Genomic DNA, 18,041 nt, shown 5'->3' on the forward strand with positions numbered 1-18,041 from the left:
GTGGTAAATGTTTTGAATCTCAAGCTTTTAATAGTACATAGCAAATTCTAATAGTTATAGCTCAGATAACAATTTAGGTAATCATTTAGCAGTTTTATTATCCGAATTTGAAGTAAAGCATACTTTAACATTACTGTTTAGTTTTTAGCGTTGTGTTCTCTTTTAGTAATTGCAGGTATATAAGTAGTGAGATATTAATTTTTTTTTAGAGACAGAAAACTATTTTATAGGACATTTAAGCTATTGATTATGAAAAATATATGAAAAACATTAATATATGTGAGTACTTCTCAGTGTGGTATTGGAAAATTATAATGTTTTACATGGTGCGTATGGTATATATTTATTCATTCATAAATTATTTTACAATCTCTTAATCATTTAGGAAGTTTTTGATCTCCTACTAATTTTCTATATAAATAAAAATGATATTGATGTATTTTATCAATTTTAAATTGTAGTGTTTAAAAATTAATTTAATAGATTTTTTCATAGTGTTGTTAATCCCATTATTTGCAATCGTTATCAATCGCAAATCAAATACCCTCAATTCTCCCCCATACGCAATACATAGGCATCGAGCAGAATTCTCGCGATGATCTGGAGAGGCAAGCGTGAACGTACTTCATAATCAGGGAAATAAGAACCTTCTGATTTGAAACCTACGAGATTTATCTCGCAATAATCTTTGAGTGTAGAGGAATGATTGGCTGTAACTAGAATCGAACCAATCTCTGCATCATAGCAATTCTTTGCGGCGGTGACGAGTTCTTTTGTCTCGCCGTTCAAAGAAACAAAAATAACGCTGTCTTTCTTAGTTAGTTTTCGACTGATGCTTTTGATGATTTCTGGATCGGTATGCATTTGACAATTTTTCCCTGTTAATTGAAGTTTTACGAGCATCTCTTGACCAATCATTTCTGAAAATCCTCGTGCAAAGACAAAAACCCGGTCAGCAAATTTGATTCTTTGTATTGCATCTTCAATGTTCCCGATTTCCAACATATTGATCGTACGTACCACTTCTTGTTCATTTTTTAGAATGGCTCGACGGATACCTTTGTCTACTTTATCTAAGAAAGAAAAATTGATGTTCTTGTTTTCTCCTTCTTTTAGATGGTGCTTAAACGAAGTAAATCCTTCATAGCCTTTCTTTTTCATTGTCCGCACAATGGTGGCTGTTGAGACATTTGCTTGTTCACTTAGTTTCACGATGGAGTAGTTAGGGATCTCTAGGATGTGGTGTTCGATAAAGTTCCAGAGGTACTGTTCTGTTTCACTTAATTTGTGATCCATATTCTTTCCTTCTTTCACCAAAAGTTAGTTAAAAAATAGCACGAGGTGTTTATAAATGTAAAGGTTTTCTTTGTGTTGGAACGATTAAGAAAACATTTTCTCTTTCGCGTATTTCATAATAGAGTCAAGGAGGTCATTGGTTATGTCTATCTACACATGCACGATGAATTTGGCAATTGATCTATTTATTGAAACAGAAGAGATGCATCCTTTTATGGTAAACCGCACAAAAGAGGATGACATTCAGGCAAACGGAAAAGGGGTGAATGTGTCACTAGTATTAAAGATGCTAGATTTCCCAAGTACGGCATTAGGTTTTTCTGCTGGTTTCACAGGAAAATATATAGAAGACTATTTACAGAAGAAACAAATCCATACAGAGTTTATTGAAGTGCCTGGTATGACGCGTATCAATGTATTTACACAAGTCAATCAAACGAGAGAAGAATACAAATTAGTGAATCAAGGACCTGAAATACCGCAGGCAGCTGTCCATAATTTTTTAAATCAAATAAGAGCATTACAAGCAGAGGATTACCTTTGTGTTTCTGGGAGCTTACCAAGAGGAATGTCTCCGAAGGTTTTAGTGGAAATCAGTCGGATTTGTCAGGAAAAGGGGATTCATTTGATTATTGATAGTAGTGATCAAGAGGTCATGGATTGTTTGCCCTATCGACCATTTTTGTTGAAACCGAACGAGGAAGAACTTTCTTTTTGGTTCGGACGAAAAATGGTTACAGATGAAGATTACTTTGTTTATGGACAACGACTAGTAGAGTCAGGAGCAGAAAATGTTTTGTTATCCCTCGGTGAGAAAGGAGCGATTCTTTTTACGAAAGACAGGGTGGTTCGGGGAAACTCGCCAAAAGGAAAAGTCGTCAATACAGCATGTGCAGGTGATGCCATGTTAGGCACTTTTTTAGCAGGATACATGAATCGACGACCGCTTGATGAAACGTTACGTAAAAGCATAGCAGCAGGCAGCTCGACTGCTTTTCGTAAAGGACTGACTGATTTTTTGGATGTGGAGGAATTAAGTAAACAAATCAAAATCAAGGAAGAGAGGTTCGAAAGATGGGAAAATATCAACTAATTGCAGCAACCGGTTGTCCGACAGGAATTGCGCACACCTACATGGCGCAAGAGGCATTAGAGCAAGCAGCTAGGAAAAAAGGCATCACGATCAAAGTGGAGACCCATGGACAAATTGGGATCGAGAATGAATTAACGGCTGAAGAAATCAAACAGGCAGATGCTGTCATTATTGCCGCAGACAAAGATGTCCATTCAGAAAGATTTGCGGGAAAACGAGTCATTGATGTTTCTGTCAGTACAGGAATCAAGGATGCACAACGGCTGATTGACGAAGCATTGGCAGGAAAAGGGACCATCTTAGCAGATAATGAAGCTGTTGATACTTTAGAATCAGAAACGATAAGTGGTGCTAATTTTGGTCGCAGCATCTATAAAAATTTGATGAATGGTGTCTCTCATATGTTGCCTTTCGTGGTAGCTGGCGGAGTATTGATTGCTATTTCATTTGCCGTTTGGGGAATCTATTCTTTTGATCCAGACCATGCACAATATAATGCTACAGCGGCGATGTTAAAAACGGTTGGCGATGCAGCAATGGGGATGATGGTTCCAGTTTTAGCAGCTTATATTGCAGAAGGGATCGCGAAACGTCCAGGGTTAGTCGTTGGATTTATTGGTGGAATCGTGGCCATGAATGGCGGTACTGGATTTTTAGGAGGTATTTTAGCTGGGTTCTTAGCAGGTTATTTTATCTTATTTTTGCAAAAGCTACTGACAATTTTACCTAAACAACTAGATGGCTTGAAGGCAATCTTCTTATATCCAGTTATTGGTGTAGCGTTTATTGGCATCGTGATGTCTTTGTTGGCGGGTCCAATGAAGGCTATAAATGAAGGAATGATGAGCTTTTTAGCTGGATTTGAACATTCGAATCCACTTGTTCTTGGCGTGATTGTTGGTTGCATGTGTGCGTTTGATATGGGAGGACCGATTAATAAGGCGGCATATGTAACAGGTACAGCTCTTTTGGCACAGGGAAACACGACTTTTATGGCTGGCGTGTCAGCAGCTTGCATTGCACCACCGTTGATTACTGGTTTTGCAACTTTATTGTTTGGTAAATATTTTGATACTAATGATCGTAATGCAGGTTTGGTTAATTTTATTTTAGGATCAACTCATATTACGGAGGGAGCTATTCCGTTTGCTGCGAAAGACCCGATCCGAGTATTACCAACGATGATGTTAGGCTCATCAATTGCTGCTGTCTTGACTTATCTGTTTGGTGTCCAAGTACCAGCCCCACATGGCGGTTTTTTAGTGTTACCTGTAGTGACGGGAAAAATCCAATGGGTTACAGCGATTCTTATTGGTTCGATCGTTGGTGGAGTGATACTAGGTTTGATCCAAAAGAAAAGAGTAACTGATAAAGACAAGAAGATGGATAATAAAGCAGCAAATCGTACAGTTATCGAAGAAGGAAGAGCAGGAGGCTTATCATGACAATCATTCATGAAGAGAACATTTTTTTACAACAGCCATTAGATAGTCAAGAAGAAGCATTTAAGTTTTTAGCAAAGCAAACATTCTGTTTAGGAATCGCTCATGACGAAAAAGAAGTATATCAAAAACTTCTAGAAAGAGAAAAAGAAGGCACTACAGGAATAATGTCAGGTTTTGCTATCCCTCATGCGAAGTCTCATACAATCAATGAACCTAGTTTGATTATCGTCACACTGAACAAAGGAATTGAATGGAACAGTTTAGATAGACAGTCAGTTGATTTTATTTTTTCGTTATTTATCCCAGATTCAGAAGCAGGAACGACTCATTTGAAATTATTGTCTCTCGTTGCACGATCATTGATGCGAAAAGAGGTTACAGAACAGTTGAGAGCAGCAAAATCAAAAACAGAAATAGCCGCAATATTAACTAAAGAAATAGGTGAAGATATATGAAGAAAATGAGTATAGAAAAACAGGAACGTTTGAAGCGATTGACGGATGAAGCTGGAATTATTAGCGCGTTAGCTATTGACCAGCGTGGTGCTTTGAAGAAAATGATCAACCAATATAAAGAAGCTACATCAGAAGATATCATCCAATTTAAACAGATGGTTTCTCAGTACCTGACTCCGTATGCTTCCGCTATTTTACTCGATCCAGAATATGGTCTGCCTGCAGCAGCGCTTCGAGAGAAAGGATGTGGCTTGTTGCTAGCTTATGAAAAAACCGGCTATGATGCGAAAATGCCGGGCCGACTACCAGATTTATTGAATAGTTGGTCAGTGAAAAGGTTAAAAGAAGTGGGTGCGGATGCTTGTAAATTTTTATTGTACTATGACGTTGATGAACCAGTAGAGATTAATGTGCAAAAACAAATAGTTATAGAACGGATTGGTTCAGAATGCGAAGCAGAAGGCATACCTTTCTTTTTAGAGATCCTTTCTTATGATGCAACTATTGGCGATCCGTCTTCTCTGGACTACGCAAAAGTAAAACCGCATAAAGTTATTGAAGCCATGCGAGAATTTTCAAAAGAACGTTATCAAGTGGATGTATTGAAAGTAGAAGTGCCAGTGAATATGAGATTTGTGGAAGGATATGGGCAAGAGACTTGTTATAGTCAAGCAGAGGCATCCACGTATTTCTATGAACAATCGAAAGTGACTGAACAACCGTTTATTTTTTTAAGTGCGGGAGTCAGCGCTGCACTATTTCAAGATACATTGCGTTTTGCAAAACAATCAGGTTCGACATTCAATGGTGTCTTATGTGGACGAGCAACATGGGCGAAGGGAGTAGCACCTTTTGTTACCGAAGGCGAAGAAAAAGCGAGTAGTTGGATATTAGAAGAAGGAAAACAAAATATTAAAGAATTAAGTACACTATTAGAAGAAACAGCGACATCTATTTATGTTAAGAAGTAAGAAAAAGGATTGTCTGAGTGACAGATTCGAAAAAATAATTAGTTATTTAAAAAAATGTTTGTCAAATTTTATAGAAAAAAAGTATAAAACTGCAAAAGTTATCTAAAACTATTAATAACGTTTGTCATTAATAAGCTATTTTTGATTGTTGTAAATGATATTGGAAGTAATAAAACGATAGTTGTAGGAATATCATAGGGATTAATGTGGATTACGCTGCTTGATAAGTTAGTCCATTTTGACGGATCGCTTATGTGGTTCGTCTTTTTTTCTGTTCTTTTATTGGTAACTTGTATTTTTAAGGTATCTTTGTCTATTCAAACTATAAAACTTCGGATCGTTGTTATAATAGCTTTTTTAGTCTAAAAAACCTTTGACAAATGATTAAGAATTCACTATTCTTGTGTTGTGGTTATAACCAGTAAAGAAGAGGTAATTTTTATGGAGAGCTCAAATAAAGGAAAATCATTGTATTATCAACTAGTTGATTTATTGAAGGATCGTATCGAAACACAGATGACTCCGCATGATAAGCTGTTATCTGAAAGAGAACTTTGTCAACACTATGGGGTGAGTCGTACCACCGTACGTCTGGCTTTACAGGAATTGGAAAATCAAGGTTATATTTACCGAAGACATGGAAAAGGTACCTATGTCTCTGATTTGTCTGATAAGTCATCGAACTTAGCTGGAGCGTATAGCTTTACAGAAGAAATGCGCGAAATAGGGCGCGTCCCTAAGACGGTCATTTTAGAATTTAGACAAATGGAAGCTAATAAGAGAATTGCTAAGAATTTGAACATCCATTTAGGTGAAACTGTATTTAAACTTAAAAGATTGCGTTTGGCAGATGAAGAGCCATTGATGGTTGAGCGTTCTTATCTACCGGCGAAACTATTTATGGGACTTGATTTGCCGTTACTTGAAAGTAAACCGTTGTATGATGTGTTTTCACAGGATTATGAACAACAAGTTCAATTAGCTGATGAAGAGTTTTATGCAAGTATTGTGCAAAAAAAAGATGCTGTTGTGCTACGAATCGCTGATGGCGCTCCCGTCTTACATCTGACGAGGATAACCTATAACGTGAAAAATGAGATTATCGAATATACGGATAGTGTAGCAAGAGCGGACCAGTTTCATTATAAAATTCGGCATATCCGAAAATGATTGAGAGGGAGAACAACATGTTTGAGCTATCGAAGAACAAATTAAAACAAATAGGTGCAGCAATCACGACACAAGAAATAAAACAACAACCAGATCTCTGGAAAGAAACAATCGATAGATTGATGCAAAGCCAAGAAAATTTAGCTCTATTTTTTGATCAAATAAAAAAAGAAGCAAACGGAAGAAGAATACGTGTTATTTTTACGGGTGCAGGAACGTCTCAATATATTGGGGATACGCTCTTACCCTATCTAAATGAACATGGAGACAATCAGTTTTTTGTCTTCCACAGTTTTGGCACGACAGATATTGTAGCTTCACCAAAAGAATTTTTGTTTCCAAATGAACCGACTTTATTAGTTTCATTTGCTCGCAGTGGCAACAGTCCAGAAAGTGTAGCGGCTGTGCAAATTGCAAATGAACAAGTTGAAACATTGTTTCATTTGACGATTACTTGTGCTGAAGAGGGGATGTTGGCAAAAAACGCACAGGATGATAAACAGAATTATCTGTTATTGATGCCAGAGAGAGCAAACGATGCAGGTTTTGCTATGACAGGAAGTTTTACGTGTATGTTATTGAGTGCTTTATGGATCTTTGATCAAACAGCAATGGAGAAAAAAGAAAGATATCTTGAACAATTAGTTACAATCGGTCAAGATCTTCTTTCAAGAGATCAAGAAATTCAAAAGTTATTACCTGATTTTTTTGAACGGATCGCTTATCTGGGGTCAGGAAGTTTGGCAGGTGCGACAAGAGAAGCACAATTAAAAATTTTAGAATTAACAGCAGGTAAAGTTGCTACAATTTTTGATTCTTCGATGGGGTTCCGTCATGGACCAAAGTCTTTTTTAAATAGTGAGACACTCGTTGTAGGTTTTGTGAGCAATCAACCATATACGCGAAATTATGACTTAGATATTTTAGAGGAAATAAAAGAAGATCGGGTCACTGCCAATGTCATTGCGATTGCGCAACCGGGTACTATTGATTTCTCAGGTATGACTGTGCTATTGGAAGACTCGGTGAGTAAATTGCCCGATGCCTATCTTGCATTAGCAATGATTGTGACTGCACAAATCATTGCACTCTATACTTCAATCAAAGTAGCTAATAAACCAGATACACCATCTCCAACAGGCACGGTCAATCGAGTAGTCAAGGGCGTCATCATTCATAAATATGAAACCGAAGGAGAAATGACAGATGAATGAAGAAAAAAATAGGGCAATGGAGAGACTATCAACAAAAGATGGAATTATTAGTGCATTAGCGATCGATCAGCGTGGTGCTCTAAAAAAAATGATCAAATCGTTGGGAAAAGAGCCAAGTGAAGACCAAATCAGTGAATTCAAAGAACTAGTATCAGCTGAGCTAACACCCTATGCTTCTGCTATTTTATTGGATCCGGAATATGGATTGCCAGCAGCAAAAGTCAGAGCAAAAGAGACGGGGTTATTGTTAGCTTATGAGAAAACCGGCTATGACACAACTACGCCTGGTCGTCTACCTGATCTATTAGCGGATTGGTCTTCTCTCAGATTGAAAGAACAGCAAGCGGATGCAGTAAAATTCTTACTTTACTACGATGTTGATGAAGCACCCGAAATCAATCATTTGAAGCATGTGTTTATCGAACGTTTAGGTAGTGAGTGTGAAGGAGAAAATCGTCCCTTCTATTTGGAATTAGTTTCTTATGACGCACAAATAAGCGATAGTTCTTCTCCCGAGTATGCAAAAGTCAAGCCCCACAAAGTTATTGAGATGATGAAAGAATTTTCTGATCCAAAATATAAAGTTGATGTATTGAAAGTAGAAGTACCTGTCAATATGAATTATGTGAATGGCTATTCCACAGGTGAATTTATTCACAGCAAAGAAGAGGCTGCCGCCTTCTTTAAGGAGCAAAGTGAAGCGACTCCATTACCATTCATTTTTTTGAGCGGGGGTGTTTCAACAGAATTATTTCAACAAACACTGATTTTTGCTCATAAATCGGGTTCCACATTCAATGGTGTATTGTGTGGACGTGCGACATGGAAAGATGGGGTCAAAGCATACGTCGAAAATGGAAAAGACGGAGCTATTCATTGGTTAAGAACAAATGGGAGAGAAAACATCGAGACTTTAAATAAAGTAATAAATGAAACCGCTACCCCTTGGTTCAATAAAACAAAAAGCAAAAAGGTGAAGATGAAATGATTACGACAGTTACCTTGAATCCTTCCATCGATATCGCTTATACAGTTGAAGAATTAAACCTCGACAAAGTCAATCGAGTTGAAACAGTCAATAAAACAGCGGGAGGAAAAGGAGTGAATGTGGCGAGGGTTCTAAATTTATTAGGAGAAGAGGTGATAGCTACTGGTTTAATAGGTGGCCAGCACGGTGAGTATCTAAAGAACCAGCTAGATCAGTTAGGGATCATGCATCAGTTTGTTCCAATTAAAGGAGAGACAAGAGATTCTATTGCTATCCTGCATGGTTCGAGACAAACAGAGCTTTTGGAACAAGGCCCCTTCATAACAAAGAAAGAACAACAGACATTTACCGATCATTTTAAGCAGCTCCTCGAAATATCAGATATTATGACAATCTCAGGAAGTTTACCCCAAGGATGTCCTCTTGATTACTATAAGCAATTGGTTGCTTTAGCTGATAAAAAAGGGAAAGACATATTACTAGATACTTCTGGTAAATTTTTGCTTGAAGTATTGAAAGGTAAGGAGAAGCCACTACTTATCAAGCCCAATCTGGAAGAACTAGGAGAACTGATTGGCCAACGTATCTGTTCTTCGATTCAATTAGAAAAAATTCAGTCCTTATTAGCTCATCCAATATTTGAAGGAGTGCCATGGGTTGTTGTTTCTTTAGGAGAGAGAGGTGCTGTGGCAAAAGTTGCTCAGTGTTTTTACGAAGTCATTATTCCTAAAATATCAGTTGTTAATCCTGTTGGTTCAGGTGATGCGACCCTTGCAGGATTGGCCAATGCGTTATCAAAAAGGCAATCAAACGAAGAGATTCTCGCATTTTCTATGGCTTGCGGCATGGCAAACGCGCAACAAGAGAAAACTGGCTGGATCGACCCTATGAACGTTACGATGTTGATGAAACACATTCAAGTTAAGAAAATCAAATGAACTTAAATGTAAAAGAAAGCGTTTTCTTTAGTTGGGAGGGAATTTGTTCTTGGCTTAAAAATGAAATATAAGAAAGAAAAAAATGAAAACGTTATCTTTGAAACAGAAGGGATATTTGATGATGTCACAGATTTAATTGAACAACTAATAGAAAAAATAGATAAGGAGAATGCATGATGGCAATTATTGGTGTAAGAATCGATGGACGTTTGATACATGGACAAGTAGCAAATCTTTGGACAACGAAGCTGAATATTAGTCGAATCATGGTCGTGGATGATGAGGTAGCCACAAACACAATTGAAAAAAGTGGATTGAAGTTAGCGACTCCAGCAGGGGTAAAATTAAGCATTTTGCCAATTGAAAAAGCAGCAACAAATATTTTAGCTGGCAAATATGACTCTCAACGAGTATTGATCGTAGCAAAAAAGCCAGATCGAATCTTATCTTTAGTAGAAAAAGGAGTTCCTATCAAAGAAGTAAATGTGGGGAATATGTCACAAACGAATGAAACACGGTCCATTACAAAATCAATCAATGTGGTAGATGCAGATATCGAAGTATTTAAAAAATTAGATCAGCTTGGTATACATTTAATTGCTCAAATGGTACCAAACGATAAAGCAGAAGACTTTATGAATCTTTTAATCAAATAGGAGGAATGATCCATGGATATTCAATGGTGGCAGATCTTATTATTAACATTATATGCAGGTTATCAAATTTTAGATGAATTACAGATCTATTCTTCAATGAGTGCGCCAGTGTTTGCAGGGTTATATGCAGGTTTAGTAATGGGTGATTTAAACGCAGGTTTGATTATTGGTGGCAGTATGCAGTTGACAGTTTTAGGAGTGGGGACGTTTGGAGGCGCATCAAAAATAGATGCCAACTCTGGGACTATTTTAGCAACTGCCTTCTCGATTTCTCTTGGAATGAATCCAGAACAAGCGATTGCTGCTATTGCAGTGCCTGTAGCAAGCTTAATGATCCAATTGGATATTTTAGCTAGATTCGCTAACACATACTTTGCCCATCGTATTGACCGTCACGTAGAAGACATGAATTATCAAGCAATCGAACGCAATTTCTTAATGGGAGCTTTACCTTGGTCGCTCTCTCGTATGATTCCTGTATTTTTAGCTTTAGCATTTGGTGGTGGATTAGTTGAAAATGTTGTTTCTGTTTTAAACGGGAATCTAAAATGGCTAGGCGATGGGCTCTCAGTAGCAGGAGCTGTTTTACCAGCTGTTGGGTTTGCCATTCTTCTGCGCTATTTACCAGTAAAAAAACATCTTTCTTATCTTATTTTAGGATTTACGATCACGGCATTATTAGCAACGTTATTCTCTAATGTTCAATTATTAGGAACAAGTGTGGCAAGCGTTGTTAAAGATCTTCCGGCAACTTTCAATTCGCTGCCGATGCTTGCTGTAGCATTGATTGGTCTAGCACTAGCAATGATCAGTTATAAGAATGATCAAAACAAAGACCATCAACCATTAGCTAGTGAGCCATCACATTCTGTTGAGGGGGAAATCGAAGATGACGAAATCTAATTACAAATTAACAAAAGAAGATTTTAAGCAAATCAATCGAAGAAGTTTGTTCACTTTTCAATTAGGTTGGAACTATGAGAGAATGCAGGGTTCTGGCTATTTATATACTATCTTGCCACAACTAAGAAAAATATATGGAGACAACACACCAGAATTAAAAGAGATGATGAAAACACATACGCAATTTTTTAATACTTCTAATTTTTTTAATACAATCATTACTGGGATTGATCTTGCAATGGAAGAAAAAGAAGGAATTGCTTCCAAGGAAACCGTATCGGGGCTGAAAGCTGGATTGATGGGTTCCTTTGCAGCGATTGGAGATTCCGTATTTGCTGCTTTGATTCCAACGATTTTTGGGGCTTTGGCGGCGAATATGGCAACTGATGGAAATCCGATAGGTGTGTTTATATGGATTTTTGCTCAGATCGTTGTCATGGTTTTTCGTTGGAAGCAACTTGAATTTGCATACAAAGAAGGAATTTCCTTAGTTACTACTATGCAATCTCGCTTAACTGCATTAACGGACGCAGCCACTTTATTAGGGGTATTCATGGTAGGGGCATTAGTTGCGACAATGATCAATGTTAAATTTTCATGGGCACCAACGATTGGCGACGTGACATTGAATATGCAAAACTATATCGATATGATCTTACCTAAAATTTTACCCGCTGGGATCGTCGGCGGTGTTTATTGGTTGTTAGGAAAGAAAAATATGACTCCTACTCGAGCGATTTTTATCGTATTAATTGTGTGTGTTGCTTTATCTGCATTGGGTGTGATTTCGAAATAAGGGAGAGCGAAAAATGAGTAGACAATTGGTATTGATTAGTCACGGAAAATTTTGTGAGGAATTGAAAAAAAGTACAGAAATGATCATGGGGCCTCAAAAGGATATCTACACGTTACCTTTATTACCAGAAGATGGCACTGAGACATACAAGCAAAAGTTTCTCACTGTCACAGATTCGTTAAATGATTTTGTGGTACTATGCGATCTTTTAGGCGGTACACCTGCAAATATCATTTCTAAACTAATAATGGAAGGACAACAGTTTACTCTTTATGCTGGGATGAATCTTCCGATGGTCATTGAATTTATCAACTCACAAATGATTGGTTCAGAGCCCGAGTTTGTTCGTGCAGGATGTGAAAGCATTGTCTTTGTCAACGAATTAATTAATGGAATAGCAGAAGAGGAAGAGTAACAAAAAAGATGAGGGCTTAGCTCTCATCTTTTTTGTCCTATGTTTTTATTTTCGCTTTTGCTGCTTTCCTGCATTGCGGCCTTTATTGTTTGTACTGTTTTTGGGTTGCTTGATTTGTTTGGTTGCTTGTTTGCTGTCAGCTGGTTTAGCTGATTCTGTCACATCTTTTCTTGGAGTGACGACTTGTTTTGGTGGGTTTTGCTTCAACTCTTCTGCCACTTGTGCTTTCAACCGTGGTTTCATCATAACGTTTGTGATGAATGTTTGCAGACAGCTGAACACACCACCGACTACCCAGTAAAGTGTAACACCGGCTGGCGCACTGATCGACATGAAGACGATCATAGCAGGAGAGACGATCAGCATCGTACGCATCGTCTTTTTCTGTTCTTCAGGAATACCGATCGTTGAGATATATCCTTGAAGCAGATAAGCGACCCCTGCAATGGCAACAAGCACCATACTTGGTGAGCCTAAATCGATGCCGTAGAAAGATGATTCCCGAATACCTTCTGTATAACGTGCCGTAAAGTATAAGGCAGAGAAGATCGGCATTTGGATCAATAGAGGCAGACAGCCGATTCCGCCGGTCATACTCAATCCGTTTTCGCGGTATACTTGCTGCATTTCTGCTTGTGCTGCCATTTGTTCTTCACGTGTTGTTGCAGCTTTTAGCTTTTGTTGTGCTGCTTCAACTTGTGGTTTTAACGCTTGCATTTTTTCAGATTGGATCATTGTTTTTTTCGATTGACTAATACCTAGTGGCAAGATGATGATACGGACGATCACAGTCATTGCAATAACTGCCCAGCCATAAGACCAATTGAAATTCTCAACTAGATATGTAATCGCTTGGCCCATAGGATGGACGAGTACTCGATAAACGATTCCCGAAGTGTCAGGGTTTCCGTTTGAATCCATCCGCACACAGCCAGATAAAAAGAGCAGGATACTGACAAGTCCGGATCCCAATAACCAGTTTTTCCATTTATTCATAGAATACTTCCTCTTCTATAATTTTTACACAAACTTAACTATACTAAAAAAGCGCATGGAATTCAATCAACTTCATAGAAATTTCATATAAATATTCGTTCTTTTACGTAGCGAAAAATTTTGAAAAAAAGACAAAAAATCAAGAAAGAAATACTAGGAAAAAGTAGGATGATTCCAAGTGTTTCTTTCTTATTTTAATAAACTAAAAACTTTTTTTATTCTGCCCGAAAAAGCGGAGTCAAATGAACTCACTGCAAGTGATAGATCAGCTTTTTCACTGCTGTCCGAAATGTTTGATGCAGACTAGCTTTTTCGCAACCTTATTGACGGTGTTCAAAAGCTTGCATCTACGGCATTAAGTCCAGCCTGTTGAAAAATATGGAGAGCTATTTTTCACAACCTGTTCTTAATGCTTGATGCAGACCAGCTTTTTCACAACCTAACTGACGGTGTTTTATCAGCTGCCTCTCGGTATTAAGTCATTACATTTCAAAATATGAGAAGCTATTTTGAAAATGTTTCTCCTTAATACTCGAGGCAAAGCGCCTCAAAAACAACCTTATCCCACCACATCAAATTTCTTTCGTTCCTCAATCATCGGGTCTTCTTGGACATCCACATACTGCACTCGTCCACTTGGGCTCGGAGATTTCTTGACTTCTTCAATAAATTTCTGGATGATGTCGTCATTGCCGATTGCTTCGATTGTGACTGAGCCGTCGTCTTCGTTTTTTACCGTTCCAGTCACGCCTAGTTGATCAGCAACCATCTTGGTCATGTAGCGAAATCCTACGCCTTGGACGCGTCCTTGGACGTTCATTTTAACTTTACGCATGTTCGTCACCTTTCTTTCCTATTTTATAAATTAATGATACCGATTTTTTTAGGATGAAACAAGCTCAAGCACCTATTCCATGATATAATCATGGGGAGGTGAGGAATGTGAAAGAGATCCAATCAGCAAAAAATCCAAGAATCAAAGAATTAAAAAAACTACATAAAAAGAAATATCGGGAAGAAAAGGAAGAATATCTTTTGGAAGGGTTCCATCTGATTGAAGAGGCTGCGTCGTCTGATGCAGAAATAAAAGAACTTTTTGTGACACAGCGAGGCATGAAAGAATGGGGAGACTGGCTGGCCGCAAACAAAGAGATTTCTACTTTTCTAGTTTCGGATGAGGTCATGGATGCTGTATCGGATCTACCTACACCACAAGGGATCTTAGCAGTGATGGCGTTAACGGCTGAAGGCACGCCAGATTTTTCAGGAGGTTGGCTGTTATTAGATAATGTACAAGATCCTGGAAATGTAGGGACGATGATCCGTACGGCAGATGCATTTGATATGGCTGGTGTTTTATTAGGCAAAGGAACGGCAGATATTTATAGTACAAAGGTGCTGCGGAGCATGCAGGGAAGCAATTATCATTTGCCTGTGTTGCAAAAAGATTTGACAGAAGTGATCCCTTTAATGAAAGACAAAGGGTTTACAGTGTATGGCACAGAATTAAATGAAGAAGCACACGCATTAGACAAAGTAGAAAAATCAAATAACTTCGCAATAATCATGGGAAACGAAGGTCAGGGAGTAAGTCAGGAAATCTTGTCTTTGACTGATCAGAACGTATATATCCCGATGAAAGGAAATGCGGAATCATTGAATGTTGGGGTTGCGGCAGGGATTGTTCTTTATCATTTTTCTTTATGATTAAGGAACTATTAAGCTTTGGCTATTTTATCCAAGGCGACTAGAATAATCCGAACACTGGTGGTATACTTAGATCAATTTCAGAAGAAAATGAAATTCAAAAAGGTGGCAGATCGATAATTATGACAGAAAAATGGCGTGAAGACGAAGAATATATGTCTTATGTAGAAGATCTTTTAGAAACAGAAGCAGTGAAAAAATTAGCGAATTACACACAGCATGTTCATTCCACTCGTTTGGAGCATTCCATCAGTGTTTCTTACTATAGTTATCTGCTCGCAAAAAAATGGGGTGGCAATGCTAAAGCAACAGCGCGTGCTGGACTTTTGCATGATCTGTTCTACTATGATTGGCGTACGACGAAATTTGATGAAGGTACACATGCGTATATCCATCCAAGAATCGCTGTAAAGAATGCAGAAAAGATCACCGAATTGTCGGATCTTGAGCGAGATATCATTTTGAAGCACATGTGGGGCGCAACGATCGCACCGCCTAAGTACAAAGAAGGATATATCGTAACATTTGTAGACAAATACTGCGCAGTCAAAGAAGCCGCTCAGCCTATGTCAGCAAGTATGCGTAAGAGATGGCAACGTTACTTTGGAAAAGAATCTTCGATTTAACAGGTAAAACCAATAATAGGTCATATTCCGAGAAAATCTAGCCGATTTTCTCGGTTTTTTCTGTTTGCAGTTGACTATCTGGTCAAGATACAGTTTACTTTTATTTATCGAATGAATCATGTACATAGAAGAATGAACATTAAAGGGGGTGATGATAAGATGCAAAACGTATCTTATTTAAAAGAGTCCGGGATCTTCAGGTAACACATACTTTGCAGAAGATCACTTTTTTCTACAAAGTATGCACTTTGGATAGAAGAAAGGACTTTAAAATCATGGAACAAACAATGAAACCATATCAATATTTTTTTATAAAAAGAGAAGTTGATCAGTTATTAAATGCGTACTCATCTGTCAATGACTCAAAAACGGTACAAACGGTTCAGGCTCTAGCAGCTGAAAAGATTCGCGATGTATTAGGTTACGAACCACCAGAAATCGATACGTTTTTAGCGACAGTTTTAGATATAAAACTGACAAAAACGCAAGCAGAACGAGCATTGGAGGAGCTGAAACAAATCGTCCAGCCGTTTATGCAGCCGAGCAAACCACAAATCGATAAATTATTCCGAAAAGTGAAAAAACTCAAACAACCAGCTTGGAACGAAATCGACTTGCAAGCACATACGTACATCGGTTGGAATGATCCAGGGACACAAAAAAAATTCATGGTTTATTACGAAGATGGAAAATTAAAAGGGATCAGCGGTACTTTATCACCCACGATTAATAAGGGAATCTGTGCAATCTGTCAGAAAACATCGAATGTTTCGCTCTTTCTTTCTACAACGAAAGCCGGTTCTGATGGCACGTATACGAAAAAGGGGAATTATATTTGTCATGATAGTGACCAATGTAATCAACAGTTAACGAAATTAGCTCCTTTCTATGAATTTGCTGAACGTGTAAAGAAAGAACGATAATTTTATTGTTTTTTACAGAAAAGTATGCTATCTTTTAATGGAAGTGAATAGGTGATGGTGTTCGCCTTTAAATGCTAACGTAAGATAGCTAATGACGCCTACTAAAGTCTGGGGACAGCCCCTTTCTTTAGTAGGCGTTTTTTTATTTGAGGAGGAATTTTTTATGGAAAAACAATTACCGAGTCCAGTGCGTATTTTGGCGTACATGCTGAAGTGGCTGGTGATTACAGCGATTCTGGGAGTATTCATGGGGAGCTTGTCTGCTTTTTTCTTAAATAGCCTGACATTTGTGACAGATATCCGACTAGCACACCCTTGGCTCCTTTATCTACTACCAGTCAGTGGTGCTCTTTTTGCTTATCTTTATGCGTATCACGGCGGTCTTTCTAGTCGTGGGAATAACTTAGTGATCGATCAAGGGAATGGAGGAGAAGAAAACATCCCGTTGCGGCTCATTCCATTGACCTTGTTTGGGACCATCACTACTCATTTATTTGGGGGATCTGTTGGTCGTGAAGGAACAGCAGTCCAAATGGGGGGAGCATTAGCTGATAATATAGCCCATTTGTTCCGATTGGATAAAGCAGAACGGGAGATTTTGATTATCAGCGGGATCAGTGCCGGTTTCAGTTCTGTATTTGGCACACCTTTAGCCGGAACATTGTTTGGATTAGAAGTGTTGGCAATCGGGAAAGTCCGAACAGAAGCGATCTTCCCTAGCTTCTTTGCTGCGCTTTTTGCAAATTTCATGACGGAAAACTATGGTGTTTCTCATCTACATTACCAAATGGGTGTGATTCCTGAATGGAATATGTTGCTGTTCTTCAAAGTTTTTGTTGCTGGGATTGCTTTTGGTGGGATTGGTTGGGTATTCAGCCGTTCGATCGTCTTTTTAAAAGCACGTTATACGCAATGGATTCCTCATCCTGTTTGGCGAAATACGATAGGTGGAGCAGTAGTTGTAGCCGCAGCGTTGATTTTGCAAACACAACGTTACCTTGGGTTGAGTCTTCCGTTATTGCAGGAATCATTTAATGGACAGGCACATGCATATGATTTTATTGGGAAATTATTCTTCACAGTCTTGTCTTTAGGTGCGGGGTACCAAGGGGGAGAAGTGACACCACTGTTTGAGATTGGTGCAACACTTGGCGCAGCACTAGCACCTTTGCTCCATGTTTCTGTTCCTTTTCTTGCTGGATTGGGTTTTATCGGGGTATTTTCTGGTGCGACAAATACACCAATTGCCTGTTTTGTGATGGGAATCGAATTATTTGGTTCACAAGCTGCTGTTTACTTCTTTATGATCTGCTTGATCAGCTTTATGTGTTCAGGGAACAGCGGTATTTATTCTGCACAGCAAGTAGCCGTCAAAAAAGGAATACTATTCTTGCCAATCGTCAAGAGAATAAAAGAAAAAAACAAGGTGTGACATATGTTTTGTCACAC

The 18,041-nt window shown here is 38.3% G+C and carries 19 protein-coding genes and 1 riboswitch; of the genes, 16 read left to right on the top strand and 3 right to left on the bottom strand.

Annotated elements, in window-relative coordinates; genetic code table 11:
- Positions 1-546 precede the first annotated feature (546 nt).
- On the bottom strand, positions 547-1,296 hold the full coding sequence (locus A5816_RS02160; RefSeq protein WP_002302187.1) for a MurR/RpiR family transcriptional regulator: 750 nt from the start codon (positions 1,294-1,296) through the stop codon (positions 547-549).
- Between the two features lie 142 nt (positions 1,297-1,438).
- Between A5816_RS02160 and pfkB the strand changes: the two genes are divergently transcribed.
- From pfkB to A5816_RS02225, 12 genes are all read left to right on the top strand, one after another.
- A complete protein-coding gene (gene pfkB, locus A5816_RS02165) occupies positions 1,439-2,389 on the top strand; it encodes a 1-phosphofructokinase (RefSeq protein ID WP_086310571.1) in 951 nt (316 codons plus the stop codon).
- Entirely contained in the window at positions 2,371-3,834 is a 1,464-nt protein-coding gene (locus A5816_RS02170) for a PTS fructose transporter subunit IIC (RefSeq protein ID WP_086310572.1), read from the top strand. The genes pfkB and A5816_RS02170 overlap by 19 nt, the downstream gene beginning before the upstream one ends.
- Positions 3,831-4,289, top strand: coding sequence for a fructose PTS transporter subunit IIA (locus A5816_RS02175; RefSeq protein ID WP_086310573.1), 459 nt, complete (start codon positions 3,831-3,833; stop codon positions 4,287-4,289). The genes A5816_RS02170 and A5816_RS02175 overlap by 4 nt, the downstream gene beginning before the upstream one ends.
- Positions 4,286-5,260: a tagatose-bisphosphate aldolase gene (lacD, locus tag A5816_RS02180; RefSeq protein ID WP_086310574.1), complete on the top strand. Its 975-nt coding sequence runs from the start codon at positions 4,286-4,288 to the stop codon at positions 5,258-5,260. The genes A5816_RS02175 and lacD (A5816_RS02180) overlap by 4 nt, the downstream gene beginning before the upstream one ends.
- A gap of 441 nt (positions 5,261-5,701) precedes the next feature.
- Entirely contained in the window at positions 5,702-6,430 is a 729-nt protein-coding gene (locus tag A5816_RS02185) for a GntR family transcriptional regulator (RefSeq protein ID WP_002311311.1), read from the top strand.
- Positions 6,431-6,447: 17 nt separating this feature from the next.
- Positions 6,448-7,644, top strand: a complete 1,197-nt coding sequence (locus A5816_RS02190) for an SIS domain-containing protein (protein WP_086310575.1) — start codon at positions 6,448-6,450, stop codon at positions 7,642-7,644.
- Complete coding sequence (gene lacD / locus A5816_RS02195) at positions 7,637-8,632, top strand: tagatose-bisphosphate aldolase (RefSeq protein WP_086310576.1); 996 nt, start codon at positions 7,637-7,639, stop codon at positions 8,630-8,632. The genes A5816_RS02190 and lacD (A5816_RS02195) overlap by 8 nt, the downstream gene beginning before the upstream one ends.
- On the top strand, positions 8,629-9,570 hold the full coding sequence (locus tag A5816_RS02200; RefSeq protein ID WP_086310577.1) for a hexose kinase: 942 nt from the start codon (positions 8,629-8,631) through the stop codon (positions 9,568-9,570). Before lacD (A5816_RS02195) ends, A5816_RS02200 begins: the two co-directional genes overlap by 4 nt.
- A 176-nt stretch (positions 9,571-9,746) precedes the next feature.
- A complete protein-coding gene (locus A5816_RS02210) occupies positions 9,747-10,226 on the top strand; it encodes a PTS sugar transporter subunit IIB (protein WP_024635520.1) in 480 nt (159 codons plus the stop codon).
- Positions 10,227-10,238: 12 nt separating this feature from the next.
- Positions 10,239-11,129: a PTS sugar transporter subunit IIC gene (locus A5816_RS02215; RefSeq protein ID WP_002311317.1), complete on the top strand. Its 891-nt coding sequence runs from the start codon at positions 10,239-10,241 to the stop codon at positions 11,127-11,129.
- Complete coding sequence (locus A5816_RS02220) at positions 11,116-11,925, top strand: PTS system mannose/fructose/sorbose family transporter subunit IID (protein WP_002311319.1); 810 nt, start codon at positions 11,116-11,118, stop codon at positions 11,923-11,925. The genes A5816_RS02215 and A5816_RS02220 overlap by 14 nt, the downstream gene beginning before the upstream one ends.
- A gap of 13 nt (positions 11,926-11,938) precedes the next feature.
- Positions 11,939-12,340, top strand: coding sequence for a PTS sugar transporter subunit IIA (locus tag A5816_RS02225; protein ID WP_086310578.1), 402 nt, complete (start codon positions 11,939-11,941; stop codon positions 12,338-12,340).
- A gap of 45 nt (positions 12,341-12,385) precedes the next feature.
- On the opposite strand, the gene yidC is transcribed toward A5816_RS02225, so the two are convergent.
- A complete protein-coding gene (yidC, locus tag A5816_RS02230) occupies positions 12,386-13,336 on the bottom strand; it encodes a membrane protein insertase YidC (protein WP_002291748.1) in 951 nt (316 codons plus the stop codon).
- A gap of 559 nt (positions 13,337-13,895) precedes the next feature.
- Positions 13,896-14,171, bottom strand: coding sequence for an acylphosphatase (locus tag A5816_RS02240; RefSeq protein ID WP_002289551.1), 276 nt, complete (start codon positions 14,169-14,171; stop codon positions 13,896-13,898).
- A gap of 107 nt (positions 14,172-14,278) precedes the next feature.
- Here A5816_RS02240 and A5816_RS02245 point away from each other — a divergent pair, with 107 nt between their 5' ends.
- The 4 genes from A5816_RS02245 to A5816_RS02265 all read left to right on the top strand — a co-directional run bounded on the left by A5816_RS02245 (position 14,279) and on the right by A5816_RS02265 (position 18,024).
- Entirely contained in the window at positions 14,279-15,043 is a 765-nt protein-coding gene (locus A5816_RS02245) for an RNA methyltransferase (RefSeq protein WP_086310579.1), read from the top strand.
- A 122-nt stretch (positions 15,044-15,165) separates the two neighbouring features.
- A complete protein-coding gene (locus tag A5816_RS02250; RefSeq protein ID WP_002291751.1) occupies positions 15,166-15,669 on the top strand; it encodes an HD domain-containing protein in 504 nt (167 codons plus the stop codon).
- A gap of 275 nt (positions 15,670-15,944) precedes the next feature.
- Positions 15,945-16,592, top strand: a complete 648-nt coding sequence (locus A5816_RS02260; protein WP_086310581.1) for a FusB/FusC family EF-G-binding protein — start codon at positions 15,945-15,947, stop codon at positions 16,590-16,592.
- A 41-nt stretch (positions 16,593-16,633) separates the two neighbouring features.
- Positions 16,634-16,700: riboswitch (Fluoride riboswitch) on the top strand.
- A gap of 55 nt (positions 16,701-16,755) precedes the next feature.
- Positions 16,756-18,024 carry a voltage-gated chloride channel family protein gene (locus A5816_RS02265; RefSeq protein ID WP_086310582.1) on the top strand — a complete coding sequence of 423 codons (1,269 nt, stop codon included), beginning with the start codon at positions 16,756-16,758 and terminating at the stop codon, positions 18,022-18,024.
- Positions 18,025-18,041 lie beyond the last annotated feature (17 nt).

The organism is Enterococcus sp. 3G1_DIV0629 (assembly GCF_002141285.1).
Classification (GTDB): Bacteria; Bacillota; Bacilli; order Lactobacillales; family Enterococcaceae; genus Enterococcus_B; species Enterococcus_B lactis.

What these genes read in the sequence shown, in the direction of transcription:
- A5816_RS02160 (WP_002302187.1), bottom strand. Translation starts at nt 1,296, where the DNA reads ATGGATCACAAATTAAGTGAAACAGAACAGTACCTCTGGAACTTTATC.
- pfkB (WP_086310571.1), top strand. Translation starts at nt 1,439, where the DNA reads ATGTCTATCTACACATGCACGATGAATTTGGCAATTGATCTATTTATT.
- A5816_RS02170 (WP_086310572.1), top strand. Translation starts at nt 2,371, where the DNA reads ATGGGAAAATATCAACTAATTGCAGCAACCGGTTGTCCGACAGGAATT.
- A5816_RS02175 (WP_086310573.1), top strand. Translation starts at nt 3,831, where the DNA reads ATGACAATCATTCATGAAGAGAACATTTTTTTACAACAGCCATTAGAT.
- lacD (WP_086310574.1), top strand. Translation starts at nt 4,286, where the DNA reads ATGAAGAAAATGAGTATAGAAAAACAGGAACGTTTGAAGCGATTGACG.
- A5816_RS02185 (WP_002311311.1), top strand. Translation starts at nt 5,702, where the DNA reads ATGGAGAGCTCAAATAAAGGAAAATCATTGTATTATCAACTAGTTGAT.
- A5816_RS02190 (WP_086310575.1), top strand. Translation starts at nt 6,448, where the DNA reads ATGTTTGAGCTATCGAAGAACAAATTAAAACAAATAGGTGCAGCAATC.
- lacD (WP_086310576.1), top strand. Translation starts at nt 7,637, where the DNA reads ATGAATGAAGAAAAAAATAGGGCAATGGAGAGACTATCAACAAAAGAT.
- A5816_RS02200 (WP_086310577.1), top strand. Translation starts at nt 8,629, where the DNA reads ATGATTACGACAGTTACCTTGAATCCTTCCATCGATATCGCTTATACA.
- A5816_RS02210 (WP_024635520.1), top strand. Translation starts at nt 9,747, where the DNA reads ATGGCAATTATTGGTGTAAGAATCGATGGACGTTTGATACATGGACAA.
- A5816_RS02215 (WP_002311317.1), top strand. Translation starts at nt 10,239, where the DNA reads ATGGATATTCAATGGTGGCAGATCTTATTATTAACATTATATGCAGGT.
- A5816_RS02220 (WP_002311319.1), top strand. Translation starts at nt 11,116, where the DNA reads ATGACGAAATCTAATTACAAATTAACAAAAGAAGATTTTAAGCAAATC.
- A5816_RS02225 (WP_086310578.1), top strand. Translation starts at nt 11,939, where the DNA reads ATGAGTAGACAATTGGTATTGATTAGTCACGGAAAATTTTGTGAGGAA.
- yidC (WP_002291748.1), bottom strand. Translation starts at nt 13,336, where the DNA reads ATGAATAAATGGAAAAACTGGTTATTGGGATCCGGACTTGTCAGTATC.
- A5816_RS02240 (WP_002289551.1), bottom strand. Translation starts at nt 14,171, where the DNA reads ATGCGTAAAGTTAAAATGAACGTCCAAGGACGCGTCCAAGGCGTAGGA.
- A5816_RS02250 (WP_002291751.1), top strand. Translation starts at nt 15,166, where the DNA reads ATGACAGAAAAATGGCGTGAAGACGAAGAATATATGTCTTATGTAGAA.
- A5816_RS02260 (WP_086310581.1), top strand. Translation starts at nt 15,945, where the DNA reads ATGGAACAAACAATGAAACCATATCAATATTTTTTTATAAAAAGAGAA.
- A5816_RS02265 (WP_086310582.1), top strand. Translation starts at nt 16,756, where the DNA reads ATGGAAAAACAATTACCGAGTCCAGTGCGTATTTTGGCGTACATGCTG.